Annotated in this window: 15 protein-coding genes; 11 read left to right on the top strand and 4 right to left on the bottom strand. The window is 54.2% G+C overall.

The annotated features are described in order from the left end of the window. Positions 1 to 313: 313 nt before the first annotated feature. The 10 genes from livK to ugpQ all read left to right on the top strand — a co-directional run bounded on the left by livK (position 314) and on the right by ugpQ (position 10,358). Entirely contained in the window at positions 314 to 1,423 is a 1,110-nt protein-coding gene (livK, locus tag OGY62_RS02665; RefSeq protein WP_286459007.1) for a high-affinity branched-chain amino acid ABC transporter substrate-binding protein LivK, read from the top strand. Positions 1,424 to 1,484: 61 nt separating this feature from the next. Continuing rightward, positions 1,485 to 2,411 (top strand): high-affinity branched-chain amino acid ABC transporter permease LivH, encoded by a 927-nt coding sequence (gene livH, locus OGY62_RS02660; protein ID WP_012135564.1) that lies wholly within the window; start codon positions 1,485 to 1,487, stop codon positions 2,409 to 2,411. Next, positions 2,408 to 3,685, top strand: a complete 1,278-nt coding sequence (livM, locus tag OGY62_RS02655) for a branched chain amino acid ABC transporter permease LivM (RefSeq protein WP_012135563.1) — start codon at positions 2,408 to 2,410, stop codon at positions 3,683 to 3,685. The genes livH and livM overlap by 4 nt, the downstream gene beginning before the upstream one ends. Next, positions 3,682 to 4,449 (top strand): high-affinity branched-chain amino acid ABC transporter ATP-binding protein LivG, encoded by a 768-nt coding sequence (gene livG, locus OGY62_RS02650; protein WP_047460588.1) that lies wholly within the window; start codon positions 3,682 to 3,684, stop codon positions 4,447 to 4,449. Before livM ends, livG begins: the two co-directional genes overlap by 4 nt. A gap of 17 nt (positions 4,450 to 4,466) precedes the next feature. Further along, positions 4,467 to 5,180 (top strand): high-affinity branched-chain amino acid ABC transporter ATP-binding protein LivF, encoded by a 714-nt coding sequence (livF, locus tag OGY62_RS02645; RefSeq protein WP_047463875.1) that lies wholly within the window; start codon positions 4,467 to 4,469, stop codon positions 5,178 to 5,180. A 206-nt stretch (positions 5,181 to 5,386) separates the two neighbouring features. Further along, entirely contained in the window at positions 5,387 to 6,703 is a 1,317-nt protein-coding gene (gene ugpB, locus OGY62_RS02640) for a sn-glycerol-3-phosphate ABC transporter substrate-binding protein UgpB (protein ID WP_024131025.1), read from the top strand. Between the two features lie 100 nt (positions 6,704 to 6,803). Next, entirely contained in the window at positions 6,804 to 7,691 is an 888-nt protein-coding gene (gene ugpA, locus OGY62_RS02635; protein ID WP_286459006.1) for a sn-glycerol-3-phosphate ABC transporter permease UgpA, read from the top strand. Next, positions 7,688 to 8,533 carry a sn-glycerol-3-phosphate ABC transporter permease UgpE gene (gene ugpE, locus OGY62_RS02630; protein WP_286459005.1) on the top strand — a complete coding sequence of 282 codons (846 nt, stop codon included), beginning with the start codon at positions 7,688 to 7,690 and terminating at the stop codon, positions 8,531 to 8,533. The genes ugpA and ugpE overlap by 4 nt, the downstream gene beginning before the upstream one ends. A gap of 8 nt (positions 8,534 to 8,541) precedes the next feature. Then, entirely contained in the window at positions 8,542 to 9,612 is a 1,071-nt protein-coding gene (locus OGY62_RS02625; protein ID WP_012135556.1) for a sn-glycerol-3-phosphate import ATP-binding protein UgpC, read from the top strand. After that, on the top strand, positions 9,609 to 10,358 hold the full coding sequence (gene ugpQ / locus OGY62_RS02620; RefSeq protein WP_114848071.1) for a glycerophosphodiester phosphodiesterase: 750 nt from the start codon (positions 9,609 to 9,611) through the stop codon (positions 10,356 to 10,358). The genes OGY62_RS02625 and ugpQ overlap by 4 nt, the downstream gene beginning before the upstream one ends. On the opposite strand, the gene OGY62_RS02615 is transcribed toward ugpQ, so the two are convergent. Then, positions 10,339 to 10,719 carry a DUF2756 family protein gene (locus tag OGY62_RS02615; protein ID WP_286459004.1) on the bottom strand — a complete coding sequence of 127 codons (381 nt, stop codon included), beginning with the start codon at positions 10,717 to 10,719 and terminating at the stop codon, positions 10,339 to 10,341. The genes ugpQ and OGY62_RS02615 overlap by 20 nt on opposite strands. A gap of 120 nt (positions 10,720 to 10,839) precedes the next feature. Between OGY62_RS02615 and ggt the strand changes: the two genes are divergently transcribed. Beyond that, positions 10,840 to 12,585 (top strand): gamma-glutamyltransferase, encoded by a 1,746-nt coding sequence (gene ggt, locus OGY62_RS02610; RefSeq protein ID WP_049009224.1) that lies wholly within the window; start codon positions 10,840 to 10,842, stop codon positions 12,583 to 12,585. A 75-nt stretch (positions 12,586 to 12,660) separates the two neighbouring features. Here the strand turns inward: ggt and OGY62_RS02605 are convergent, their stop codons facing one another. From OGY62_RS02605 to tssD, 3 genes are all read right to left on the bottom strand, one after another. Further along, on the bottom strand, positions 12,661 to 12,915 hold the full coding sequence (locus OGY62_RS02605; protein ID WP_110493711.1) for a MarR family transcriptional regulator: 255 nt from the start codon (positions 12,913 to 12,915) through the stop codon (positions 12,661 to 12,663). A 63-nt stretch (positions 12,916 to 12,978) separates the two neighbouring features. Next, entirely contained in the window at positions 12,979 to 13,215 is a 237-nt protein-coding gene (locus OGY62_RS02600; protein ID WP_223849110.1) for a hypothetical protein, read from the bottom strand. Position 13,216: 1 nt separating this feature from the next. Beyond that, on the bottom strand, positions 13,217 to 14,317 hold the full coding sequence (gene tssD, locus OGY62_RS02595) for a type VI secretion system tube protein TssD (RefSeq protein WP_286459001.1): 1,101 nt from the start codon (positions 14,315 to 14,317) through the stop codon (positions 13,217 to 13,219). Between the last annotated feature and the right edge of the window lie 37 nt (positions 14,318 to 14,354).

The following is a 14,354-nucleotide window of genomic DNA, read 5'->3' as shown; positions in this document are numbered from 1 at the left end:
CTATAGCTGAAATCAGAATATTATCTTTTCTTAATCGACTGAAAAATAGAGTGTTTGCTCTGATTTTGCATAAAAAGCTGTGCTAAACCATTAATGCAACAGGTAAAAATAGCATAGTTCAAAAAAAGCACAGTCTGCTTTTTAACCACATAAATACAAAATATATACACAAAATCATTCAAGGTGCATCAAGGCGGCAAGAGCGTGAATCCCCGGAGCTTACATAAGTAAGTGACTGGGGGAACGCACGTAGCCAACACCGAAGCAGCGTGAAGGATGAAGTGTAATAACGTCACGAATGGGGATTCAGTAAATGAAACGGAATGCGAAAACGATCATCGCAGGAGTGGTTGCACTGGCGATGTCGCATACGGCAATGGCGGACGATATTAAAGTCGCCGTTGTCGGGGCGATGTCCGGCCCGATAGCGCAGTGGGGCGATATGGAATTTAACGGCGCGCGTCAGGCCATTAAAGACATCAACGCCAAAGGCGGCATCAGAGGCGATAAGCTGGTGGGCGTTGAGTATGACGACGCCTGTGACCCGAAACAGGCTGTCGCGGTGGCGAACAAAATCGTCAACGACGGCATTCAGTACGTTATCGGCCACCTGTGCTCCTCTTCCACACAGCCCGCGTCTGATATCTATGAAGATGAAGGCATCCTGATGATCTCCCCGGGCGCCACAAACCCGGAGCTGACGCAGCGCGGCTACGAACACATCATGCGTACGGCGGGCCTGGACTCCTCCCAGGGGCCGACGGCGGCGAAATACATTCTTGAGAAAGTGAAGCCGCAGCGTATCGCCATTATTCACGATAAGCAGCAGTACGGTGAAGGTCTGGCGCGTTCCGTACAGGACAGCCTGAAATCGGGCAACGCCAATATCGTGTTCTTTGACGGGATTACCGCTGGCGAGAAAGACTTTTCCGCGCTGATTGCCCGCCTGCAAAAAGAGAATATCGACTTCGTTTATTACGGCGGTTACTACCCGGAAATGGGCCAGATGCTGCGCCAGGCGCGCGCTATCGGCCTGAAAACCCAGTTTATGGGGCCAGAGGGCGTGGGCAATGCCTCACTGTCCAACATCGCTGGCGCGGCGGCAGAAGGCATGCTGGTGACGATGCCAAAACGCTATGACCAGGACCCGGCGAACAAAGGCATTGTCGATGCCCTTAAAGCCGACAAAAAAGATCCTACCGGCCCTTACGTGTGGATCACCTACGCTGCGGTGCAGTCGCTGGCAACCGCAATGGATCGTACCGGCAGCAAAGCGCCGCTCGATCTGGTGAAAGATCTGAAAGCACACGGGGCTGATACCGTGATTGGGCCGCTGAACTGGGATGAAAAAGGCGATCTGAAGGGATTTGAGTTTGGTGTCTTCCAGTGGCATGCCGACGGCTCATCGACCGTTGCCAAATAACGCCTGAAGACAAGTTATCCCTCCGCCCGCGCAAAACGGGCGGGTTGAGAAAGGTTACCTTATGTCCGAGCAGTTTCTCTATTTCTTGCAGCAGATGTTTAACGGCGTCACGCTGGGAAGCACCTATGCGCTGATCGCTATCGGCTATACGATGGTTTACGGCATTATCGGCATGATCAACTTCGCCCACGGCGAGGTCTATATGATCGGCAGCTATGTCTCTTTCATGATCATCGCCGCGCTCATGATGATGGGCATTGATACCAGCTGGCTGCTGGTCGCCGCCGGGTTCGTCGGGGCTATCATTATCGCCAGCGCCTATGGCTGGAGTATTGAACGGGTGGCCTATCGGCCAGTGCGCAGTTCCAAGCGACTGATTGCGCTCATCTCCGCGATCGGGATGTCTATTTTCCTGCAAAACTACGTCAGTCTTACCGAAGGTTCGCGTGACGTGGCGCTCCCCAGTTTGTTTAACGGCCAGTGGATTATCGGCAGCAGTGAGAACTTCGCCGCCAGCATTACCACCATGCAGTTGGTCATCTGGATTGTCACTTTCCTGGCGATGCTGGCGCTGACGCTGTTCATCCGTTACTCCCGTATGGGACGCGCCTGCCGCGCCTGTGCGGAAGACCTGAAAATGGCGAGTCTGCTGGGCATTAATACCGACCGCGTGATTGCGCTGACCTTTGTGATTGGCGCGGCGATGGCGGCGGTGGCGGGCGTGCTGCTCGGTCAGTTCTATGGCGTTATCAACCCGTATATTGGCTTTATGGCCGGGATGAAGGCCTTCACCGCCGCGGTGCTTGGCGGCATCGGCAGCATTCCTGGCGCGATGATTGGCGGCCTGATTCTGGGCGTCGCCGAAGCGCTCTCCTCTGCGTATCTGAGTACCGAATATAAAGATGTGGTGTCGTTTGCGCTGCTGATTCTGGTGCTGCTGGTCATGCCGACCGGTATCCTGGGCCGCCCGGAGGTAGAGAAAGTATGAAACCGATGCATTTTGCGATGGCGCTGCTCTCTGCCGCCATGTTCTTCGTACTGGCGGGCGTCTTTATGGGCGTTCAACTGGAACTCGATGGCACCAAACTGGTGGTGGGGACTGCTGCGGATATTCGCTGGCAGTGGGTGTTTATCGGTACTGCTGTGGTCTTTTTCTTCCAGTTGCTGCGACCGATTTTCCAGAAAAGCCTGAAGGGCATTTCCGGGCCTAAATTTGTTCTGCCAGCGATTGATGGCTCAACCGTGAAACAGAAGCTGTTCCTGATTGCGCTGCTGGTCATCGCCGTTGTGTGGCCGTTTATGGTGTCGCGCGGCACCGTTGATATCGCCACGCTGACCATGATTTATATCATCCTCGGTCTTGGGCTGAACGTGGTGGTGGGGTTGTCTGGTCTGCTGGTGCTGGGCTACGGCGGTTTCTACGCCATTGGCGCGTATACCTTCGCGTTGCTGAACCACTATTACGGTCTGGGGTTCTGGACCTGCCTGCCGCTGGCGGGGCTGGTTGCAGCGGCGGCGGGATTCCTGCTCGGCTTCCCGGTATTGCGCCTGCGCGGCGACTACCTGGCGATTGTGACCTTAGGCTTTGGCGAGATTGTGCGCATCCTGCTGCTCAATAACACCGAAGTGACCGGCGGGCCGAACGGTATCAGCCAGATCCCGAAACCGACATTCTTCGGCCTGGAGTTCAGCCGTACCGCCCGTGAAGGCGGCTGGGATACCTTCAGTAACTTCTTCGGCGTGAAATACGATCCATCCGACCGCGTGATTTGGCTCTACCTGGTGGCGTTGCTGCTGGTCGTCTTCTCGCTGTTTGTGATCAACCGTCTGCTGCGTATGCCGCTGGGGCGGGCATGGGAAGCGCTGCGTGAAGATGAAATTGCCTGCCGTTCATTAGGCTTAAGCCCGACGCGCATTAAGCTGACGGCGTTTACCATCAGCGCCGCGTTTGCGGGATTCGCCGGAACGCTGTTCGCTGCGCGCCAGGGCTTTGTCAGCCCGGAGTCGTTCACCTTCGCCGAATCCGCTTTTGTACTGGCGATTGTGGTGCTTGGCGGCATGGGTTCGCAGTTCGCGGTTATTCTCGCCGCTATTCTGCTGGTGGTATCGCGCGAGCTGATGCGTGACTTCAACGAATACAGCATGTTGATGCTCGGTGGTTTGATGGTACTGATGATGATCTGGCGTCCGCAGGGCTTGCTGCCGATGACCCGTCCGCAGTTGAAACTGAAAAACGGGGAAGCGAAAGGAGAGCAGGCATGAGTCAGCCATTATTATCCGTTAACGGCCTGATGATGCGCTTTGGCGGTCTGCTGGCGGTAAACAACGTTGAACTGGAGTTGCATCCACGCGAAATCGTCTCATTGATCGGGCCAAACGGCGCCGGGAAAACCACGGTCTTTAACTGCCTGACCGGTTTCTATAAACCGACCGGCGGCACCATTATGCTGCGCGATCAGCATCTGGAAGGGCTGCCGGGTCAGCAGATTGCCCGTATGGGCGTGGTGCGTACCTTCCAGCACGTCCGCCTGTTCCGTGAGATGACGGTGATTGAAAACCTGCTGGTGGCGCAACATCAGCAGTTGAAAACCGGCGTCTTTTCGGGTCTGTTGAAGACTCCGGCGTTCCGTCGGGCGCAGAGTGAAGCGCTCGATCGCGCCGCCACCTGGCTGGAGCGTATCGGCCTGCTGGAGCACGCCAATCGCCAGGCCAGCAACCTGGCCTACGGCGACCAGCGTCGTCTGGAGATCGCCCGCTGCATGGTGACGCAGCCGGAGATCCTGATGCTGGATGAACCGGCGGCGGGTCTGAACCCGAAAGAGACCAAAGAGCTGGACGAATTAATTGCGGAGCTGCGTAATCATCACAACACCACCATTCTGCTGATTGAGCATGATATGAAGCTGGTGATGGGGATTTCCGATCGCATTTACGTGGTGAACCAGGGAACGCCGCTGGCGAACGGGACGCCGGAAGAAGTTCGCAACAACCCGGACGTGATCCGCGCCTATTTAGGTGAAGCATAATGGTGGTGACGCATAAGATGGAAAAAGTCATGTTGTCCTTTGACAAAGTCAGTGCCCACTACGGCAAAATCCAGGCGCTGCACGAGGTGAGCCTGCATATTCGTCAGGGAGAAATCGTCACCCTGATTGGCGCCAACGGCGCGGGTAAAACCACGCTGCTCGGCACGTTATGCGGCGATCCGCGCGCCACCAGTGGTCGGATTGTGTTTGATGGTAAAGACATTACCGACTGGCAGACGGCGAAAATCATGCGTGAAGCGGTGGCGATTGTCCCAGAAGGGCGTCGCGTCTTTTCCCGTATGACGGTAGAAGAGAACCTGGCGATGGGCGGTTTTTTCGCCGAGCGCGACCAGTTTCAGGAGCGCATTAAGTGGGTTTACGCGCTGTTCCCGCGCTTGCATGAGCGTCGTATCCAGCGTGCGGGCACTATGTCCGGCGGTGAACAGCAGATGCTGGCGATTGGTCGTGCATTGATGAGCCAGCCGCGTTTGCTGCTGCTGGATGAACCGTCCCTGGGTCTGGCGCCGATCATTATCCAGCAGATTTTCGATACCATCGAACAGCTGCGCGAGCAGGGAATGACCATCTTCCTCGTCGAGCAGAACGCGAATCAGGCGCTGAAGCTGGCGGATCGCGGCTATGTGCTGGAAAACGGTCATGTGGTGCTGGAAGATACCGGCGATGCGTTGCTGGCCAACGAAGCGGTGCGCAGCGCATACCTCGGAGGCTAAACCGTCTGTGTGCCCGGTGGCGCTACGCTTACCGGGCCTACATATTATCTTCACCATTCCATCATCTTCTTATCATCCTGCTGACGTTTGGCTGTCATTTATTTGTAACTAAAAAGTTATTTTTCTGTCATTCGCGCATGTCATGTTACCTCGCGAGCATAAAACGCGTGATATCGCGCATCCGGCACAACAAGAGAGATAAGCGAATGACATCGTTACGACATACAGCGTTAGGACTGGCGTTAAGCCTGGCATTCGTGGGAAACGCCATGGCTGTTACCACCATTCCATTCTGGCATTCTATGGAAGGCGAGCTGGGGAAAGAGGTTGATTCTCTGGCGCAACGTTTCAATGCGGCCAATCCTGATTACAAGATTGTGCCGGTGTATAAGGGCAACTATGAACAGAGCCTGAGCGCGGGTATCGCCGCGTTTCGTACCGGCAACGCTCCGGCGCTGTTGCAGGTTTATGAAGTCGGCACCGCGACTATGATGGCGTCGAAAGCGATTAAACCGGTCTATGAAGTGTTCAGCGACGCGGGCATCAGTTTCGATGAGTCGCAGTTTGTACCGACGGTGTCCGGTTACTACACCGATTCCAAAAGCGGACATCTGTTGTCCCAGCCGTTTAACAGCTCCACACCGGTGCTGTACTACAACAAAGACGCTTTCAAAAAAGCCGGTTTAGATCCAGAGCAGCCGCCGAAAACCTGGCAGGATCTGGCGGAGTACACCGCGAAGCTGAAGGCGGCGGGAATGAAGTGCGGCTACGCCAGCGGCTGGCAGGGCTGGATTCAGATTGAAAACTTCAGCGCCTGGCACGGCCTGCCGGTCGCTACCCAAAATAACGGCTTTGACGGTACTGACGCGGTGCTGGAATTTAACAAGCCGGAGCAGGTGAAACATATCGCGCTGCTGGAAGAACTGAACAAGAAGGGTGATTTCAGCTACTTCGGGCGTAAAGACGAATCCACTGAGAAGTTCTACAACGGCGATTGCGCCATCACCACTGCCTCTTCCGGTTCTCTGGCGGATATCCGCCACTACGCCAAATTTAATTACGGCGTAGGCATGATGCCTTATGACGCGGATGCCAAAGATGCGCCGCAAAACGCCATTATCGGCGGGGCGAGCCTGTGGGTGATGCAGGGTAAAGACAAAGAGACCTACACCGGCGTGGCGAAATTCCTCGACTTCCTGGCGAAGCCGGAAAATGCCGCTGAATGGCATCAGAAAACCGGCTATCTGCCGATCACCAAAGCGGCTTACGACCTGACCCGCGAGCAGGGATTCTATGACAAGAACCCCGGTGCGGATATTGCCACGCGCCAGATGCTGAACAAGCCGCCGTTGCCGTTCACCAAAGGTCTGCGTCTGGGCAACATGCCGCAGATCCGCACCATTGTGGATGAGGAACTGGAAAGCGTGTGGACCGGGAAGAAATCCCCGCAGCAGGCGCTGGATGCCGCCGTTGAGCGTGGTAATCAGCTGCTGCGTCGCTTTGAGCAGTCAACGAAATCGTAACGCATGATATGCCCGGAGGCGCTGCGCTTACCGGGCCTACAAGACCGTAGGCCGGGTAAGGCGAAGCCGCTACCCGGCACTGTTCAGGAATCAAATCTTCATGTCATCATCCCGTCCGGTGTTTCGCTCGCGTTGGCTGCCGTATTTGCTGGTTGCGCCGCAACTGGCGATCACCGTCATTTTCTTTATCTGGCCTGCGGGCGAAGCGCTGTGGTATTCGCTGCAAAGCGTCGATCCGTTTGGGCTGTCCAGCCAGTTTGTCGGTCTGGATAACTTTGTCGCCTTATTCCATGACAGCTACTACCTCGACTCCTTCTGGACGACGATGAAATTCAGTGCGCTGGTGACGGTAAGCGGCCTGTTGGTCTCGCTGTTTTTCGCCGCGCTGGTGGATTACGTGGTACGCGCAAGCCGCCTGTATCAAACGCTGATGCTGCTGCCTTACGCCGTTGCGCCAGCGGTGGCCGCCGTACTGTGGATCTTCCTGTTCAACCCTGGGCGAGGGCTAATCACCCATTTTCTTGCCGGGTTCGGCTATGACTGGAACCATGCGCAACACAGCGGCCAGGCCATATTTTTGGTGGTGTTCGCTTCAGTCTGGAAGCAGATTAGTTACAACTTCCTGTTCTTTTTTGCCGCGTTGCAATCCATTCCCCGCTCGCTGACGGAAGCGGCAGCGATTGATGGGGCGGGGCCGGTTCGGCGCTTCTTTAAACTTTCGCTACCGCTGATTGCGCCGGTGAGTTTCTTCCTGCTGGTGGTCAATCTGGTGTATGCCTTCTTCGACACCTTCCCGGTGATTGACGCCGCTACCGCAGGCGGACCGGTACAGGCGACGACCACGCTGATTTATAAGATTTACCGCGAAGGCTTTGCCGGGCTGGATCTCTCCGCCTCTGCCGCACAGTCGGTGGTGCTGATGTTCCTCGTCATCATTCTGACGGTTATCCAGTTCCGCTATGTGGAAAGTAAGGTGCGTTACCAATGATTGAGAACCGTCGCGGGCTGACGATATTCAGCCACACTATGTTGATTCTGGGGATTGTGGTGATCCTGTTTCCCTTGTACGTCGCCTTTGTGGCGGCGACGCTGGACAACCGCGCGGTGTTCGATACGCCGATGACGCTCATCCCCGGAACGCATCTGCTGGAAAACATGGCAACGATCTGGGTTAACGGCGTGGGCGTGAACAGCGCGCCGTTCTGGCTGATGATGCTTAACAGTTTCATCATGGCTTTTGGCATTACGGTGGGGAAAATTACCGTTTCTATGCTGTCGGCGTTTGCCATTGTCTGGTTTCGTTTTCCGCTGCGTAATCTGTTTTTCTGGATGATCTTTATCACCCTGATGCTGCCGGTTGAGGTGCGTATTTTCCCGACGGTGGAAGTGATCGCCAATCTGAAAATGCTCGACAGCTACGCGGGTCTGACCCTGCCGCTAATGGCCTCAGCGACCGCCACCTTTCTGTTTCGCCAGTTCTTCATGACGCTGCCGGACGAGCTGATCGAAGCGGCGCGCATCGACGGCGCTTCACCGATGCGCTTTTTCCGCGACATCGTGCTGCCGCTGTCGAAAACCAATCTCGCGGCGCTGTTCGTCATCACCTTCATCTACGGCTGGAACCAGTACCTGTGGCCGTTGCTGATTATTACCGACGTTGATCTCGGCACCGCCGTTGCGGGGATTAAAGGCATGATCGCCACTGGGGAAGGCACCACTCAGTGGAATCAGGTGATGGCGGCGATGCTGCTGACCCTGATTCCCCCCGTCGTTATCGTTTTAGCCATGCAGCGCGCGTTTGTACGCGGCCTGGTGGACCGTGAGAAGTAGGAAATTTTATGGCTGGTTTGAAATTACAGGCAGTAACCAAAAGCTGGGACGGCAAAACCCAGGTCATACAGCCGTTAACGCTGGATGTGGCGGATGGCGAGTTTATTGTGATGGTTGGGCCGTCCGGCTGCGGTAAATCGACGCTGCTGCGTATGGTGGCCGGGCTTGAGCGGGTAACGAGCGGCGATATCTGGATTGACCGCCAGCGCGTTACGGAGATGGAGCCGAAAGACAGGGGCATTGCGATGGTGTTCCAGAACTACGCGCTCTACCCACACATGAGCGTAGAGGAGAACATGGCGTGGGGGCTGAAGATTCGCGGCATGGGCAAAGGGCATATTGCTGAACGGGTGAAAGAGGCGGCGCGGATTCTGGAGCTGGACGGTTTGCTCAAACGCCGTCCACGCGAGCTTTCCGGCGGCCAGCGCCAGCGTGTGGCAATGGGGCGTGCGATTGTGCGCGATCCGGCCGTCTTCCTGTTTGATGAGCCGTTGTCCAACCTTGACGCTAAATTGCGCGTCCAGATGCGCCTTGAGTTACAACATCTGCATCGCCGCCTGAAAACCACCTCGCTGTACGTGACGCACGATCAGGTCGAAGCGATGACGCTCGCCCAGCGGGTGATGGTGATGAACAAAGGCGTGGCGGAGCAAATCGGTACGCCGGTAGAGGTGTATGAGAAGCCCGCCAGCCGCTTTGTGGCGAGCTTTATCGGCAGCCCGGCGATGAATCTGCTGGAGGGGCGCATCAGCGCCGCAGGCACCCATTTTGAGCTGGAGAGCGGGATGGCGCTGCCCGTTAACTGGAACTATCGCCGCTATGCCGGGCGGAAAATGACGCTGGGTATCCGTCCTGAGCATATTGCGCTAAGCTCGCAGGCGGAAGGCGGCGTACCGCTGGTGATGGACACGCTGGAGATGCTGGGGGCGGATAACCTGGCGCACGGACGCTGGGGCGATCAAAAAATGGTCGTGCGGCTGGCGCATCAGCAACGCCCGACGGCAGGCGGCACGCTATGGCTGCATTTGCCGGAAAATCATCTGCATCTTTTCGATGGCGAAACAGGACAACGAGTATGAGTAACTGGCCTTATCCCCACATCGTCGCGCATCGCGGTGGCGGAAAACTCGCACCGGAAAACACGCTGGCGGCGATTGACGTGGGGGCGCGGTGCGGACACACGATGATTGAGTTTGACGTGAAGCTGTCGAAAGACGGCGAGATCTTTCTGCTGCATGACGACAACCTGGAGCGCACCAGTAACGGCTGGGGCGTGGCGGGGGAAGTCAACTGGCAGGATCTGCTGCGCGTTGATGCCGGGAGCTGGTTTAGCGGCAAGTTTAAAGGCGAGCCGTTGCCGCTGTTGTCTCAGGTAGCGGAACGCTGCCGCGAGCACGGCATGATGGCGAATATTGAAATTAAACCGACGACCGGCACCGGGCCATTGACGGGGAGAGTGGTGGCGTTGGCGGCGCGGGAGCTGTGGTCTGGAATGACAGCGCCTTTGCTTTCATCGTTTGAAATTGATGCGCTGGAAGCGGCGCAACAGGCGGCACCAGAGCTACCGCGCGGTTTACTGCTGGATGACTGGCGTGACGACTGGCATGCGCTGACGACCCGACTGGGCTGCGTCTCTGTTCATCTCAACCATAAATTGCTCGATGAAGCGCGGGTAAAAGCGCTCAGGGCGGCGGGACTGCGCATTCTGGTTTACACCGTCAACAAACCCCAGCGCGCGGCGGAACTGCTGCGCTGGGGCGTGGACTGCATCTGTACCGATGCCATTGATGTGATTGGGCCGGATTTTACTGCGGCGAGTTATTGAGCATATCGCCACTCTGTCGCAGGGGCAGCAGATGTTGCTGACCGCTGCTCTGGCGGGTTCCATCGCTTAACATCCCGCCATTGTTGTTTGGTAAAACCTGCTCACGCACCTGGCCCTGCTGGACCCGCTGCGCGTTATTGTTCATCTGCGTTTGCAGATGCTGTTGCTGAAGCTGGGTCTGCGTTTTTAACTGCTGGTTAAGCATTCCTTTCTGCTGGGTCTGCTGCGTCTGCATTTGGGTTTGCATCCGCTGTTGACTCGGGATCTGATACCCCGGCTGATTCGGGTTATTCATGGTGTTGATGGGCTGCGCAAAGCCGGAAAACGGCAGTAGCGCCGCTAAAATTAAGAGTCGTTTCATCGTCTTTCCTCCTCTGGGGGGATCTATTAAGTTTACTCCTTTCCCGCCGCAACGATGATTATTTCAGAGTTATGCACCAGGCTTAGTGGGGGGCTGACCCCGTATCTCTGGAGAATAACGATGATGAAACCGACGTTTTTGCGCCGGGTAGCCATTGCTGCTCTGCTCTCAGGAAGTTGTTTTAGTGTTGTTGCCGCGCCGCCTGCGCCACCTCCGGTGTCATACGGTGTTGAAGAGGATGTTTTCCACCCTGTTCGTGCGAAGCAGGGGATGGTGGCATCCGTGGATGCGATGGCGACCCAGGTCGGCGTCGATATCCTTAAGCAAGGGGGAAATGCCGTCGATGCGGCGGTTGCCGTTGGCTATGCGCTGGCGGTGACGCATCCGCAGGCGGGGAACCTCGGCGGCGGGGGTTTTATGCTGCTGCGCACCAAAGACGGGAACACCACGGCGATCGACTTCCGCGAAATGGCGCCAGCCAATGCCACCCGCGATATGTTCCTGGACGATCAGGGCAATCCTGACAGTAAAAAATCGCTGACGTCGCACCTGGCGACCGGTACGCCGGGCACCGTGGCCGGATTCTCGCTGGCGCTGGAGAAATACGGCACCCTGCCGCTCAACAAAGTGATACGCCCGGCGATGAAACTTGCGGATGAGGGATTCGTCGTCAACGATGCGCTGGCGGATGACCTGAAAACCTACGGTAGTGAGGTGCTGCCGAATTATGAAAACAGCAAGGCTATTTTCTGGAAAGACGGCGAACCGCTGAAGAAGGGCGACAAGCTGGTGCAGAAAAACCTGGCGAAAAGTCTGGAGATGATTGCTGAGAATGGCCCGGATGCCTTCTACAAAGGGGCAATAGCCGACCAGATCGCACAGGAGATGCAGAAGAACGGGGGGCTTATCACCAAAGAGGATCTGGCGGCTTACAAAGCGGTAGAACGCACGCCGATTAGCGGCGACTATCGCGGGTATCAGGTCTTTTCGATGCCGCCTCCGTCCTCCGGCGGCATTCATATCGTGCAGATCCTCAATATCCTTGAAAACTTCGACATGAAGAAATACGGGTTTGGCAGCGCCGATGCCATGCAGATAATGGCTGAAGCGGAGAAATATGCCTATGCCGATCGGTCGGAGTATCTCGGCGACCCGGATTTTGTGAAGGTGCCGTGGCAGGCGCTGACCAGTAAAGCGTATGCGAAATCCATTGCCGATCAGATAGATATCAATAAAGCCAAACCGTCCAGCGAGATTCGCCCCGGTAAACTGGCGCCGTATGAAAGCAATCAGACCACCCACTTCTCGGTGGTGGATAAAGACGGCAACGCGGTGGCCGTTACCTACACCCTGAACACCACGTTTGGTACCGGGATTGTGGCGGGAAACACCGGAATTCTGCTCAACAATGAGATGGATGACTTCTCCGCGAAACCTGGCGTACCAAACGTTTACGGTCTGGTGGGCGGCGATGCTAACGCCGTAGGGCCGAAGAAACGTCCGCTGTCGTCAATGTCGCCGACCATTGTGGTGAAAGACGGCAAAACCTGGCTGGTGACAGGCAGCCCTGGCGGTAGCCGGATTATTACTACCGTGCTGCAAATGGTGGTCAACAGTATCGATTTCGGGATGAATGTCGCTGAGGCGACCAACGCACCGCGTTTCCATCATCAGTGGCTGCCGGATGAGCTGCGCGTGGAAAAGGGCTTTAGCCCGGATACGCTGAAACTCCTGGAACAGCGTGGGCAAAAAGTCGCGCTGAAAGAGGCGATGGGCAGCACCCAGAGCATCATGGTCGGGCCGGATGGTTCGCTGTACGGCGCGTCTGACCCGCGCTCAGTCGATGATCTAACGGCGGGATACTAAGGATAACGGCCCTCTTCGGTGGAAGGGGGCTTGACTTATTAGACATAATTTTGGGAAGGATTATAAAATTCAAGGCTAAAGAAGTTGTTGTTGATTTTTAAGGAAGTCAAAACCATTTTGGGAAACTCTGTAGCGTGGTCTTGATTTGTCCTTACCGTATACGACATCAACTAATCCGTGATTAACCAGAATAGTTACGATATTAGCAACGTTACTAAATCCAGGAATGTTTCTGGTAGCAAGGGTACGATCCAGAACCATCCAGTTCCAGTTAATGTCTTTTTCTGCCATAACTTTCAATACGTTAAACTCAATTATAGTTATTGTCATATATAACTATTTGATTTTTATTTATTGCTCTTTACCTTTTCAAAGGTGTTTTTTTGTGATGCATTAGATAATTCCCAATGATTCTGGAAGGTTTCTAACATATTCTGCTTTATCACTTGTATATTTTTTTGATAAATTTTTAAATATATTAGCCATGTTGTCTCTATCTTCATGGTTTAAGGATTGCAGTTCAGCTGAAATACCTTCCATTGCTTCTACAGCGCAGTCAGGATCAAGCAAATCAGGGCTGGTAAACTCCAAAAATATAGCCAGATCGACAATGATTTTTGCAAGTTTCACTTCACTGTTCTTTAACAATTTTCACCTCTATATTTTTGATTCCCAATTCATCAAACATCTTTTGTGCGCGACTTGCTTGAGTTTGATTTGGTACTTCCCAACGTCCTGTCATTTTGTTATTGTTCAATGCCTCGGACTGTCTTATTGCTTGATCTTTAGCTTTTTGAGTTGTAACTACAGATATCTTCCTGTCTATCATTACATTTCCATCAACTCCATCAAAGCGAACCGGCCTGCTATTATTTTTTGTATCGGTTCTATCTATGGTTGGTGCTTGACCTTTTTGAGTATTAATGTTTGAACGAGCACCAGTAGCTGAATCGTTATAATTTCTTGCTCTTTGACTCATTCCTGCATTTTCATCAACCCATTTAACCTTTTTTAATTCCTCTAACTGCCTTAGGTTGGGTTGTTTTCTTGCAAAGAGTATAGATGCAGCAGCAATACCCAGTCCAATTGTTTTTTCATTAAGCACCTGCTCGTAACCAGCAGGTGCATCGCCACCTAATTTATCCGCAGTGGCCCTGAACCCCTCTATATTCCCATTGTAAACGCCGCCTGCGGCAAGCAGTCGGCCGACAGCTTTACTGTTGAGGGTTTTCAATCCTGGATTGACCGGGGGGATAAACAGGCGGTTGTAGTTCTCGGGCAACGCCAGGTAGCTAAACTCAGTGTTGGCAATAAGGTGTTTGCAGAGGATATATTCATAGCTGATGGTTATTGTTTCTGTATCTAAATTATTTTCGCTGAATTGGTGTTGAATACCTGATAGAAATGCTCCCCGCAGTTGAATATAATAATACTTCTCCCATCTACCGAATCTATTGATGCGGTAGAAATAAAACTCCATATACAACTGCTCGTTGTTGTTAATAGCATTAACAAACAATGGCGTGCTTTTATCGATCAGTTTACAAAATCGCAGTCCATGCAGTTGAGAACCTTTACCAGTGCTAGTTATGCTATTCGAGAGTGAAAATACGAAAATTTCATCCTCGTGTCCGGTTTGCCATCGGTTGCCCACTGAGGCTATCGTTCCACATCTATCGGAAATAGCACCTTGCAGCTCCCCTGCAATTGTCAGGTAGACAATATTTCCCATTATTACCTTATCCTTTAATAACGGCATGCTAAATGTA

It is taken from the genome of Citrobacter sp. CK198 (assembly GCF_030333295.1).
Classification (GTDB): Bacteria; Pseudomonadota; Gammaproteobacteria; order Enterobacterales; family Enterobacteriaceae; genus Citrobacter_B; species Citrobacter_B koseri.
This window is presented reverse-complemented; position numbering and strand designations above follow the sequence as displayed.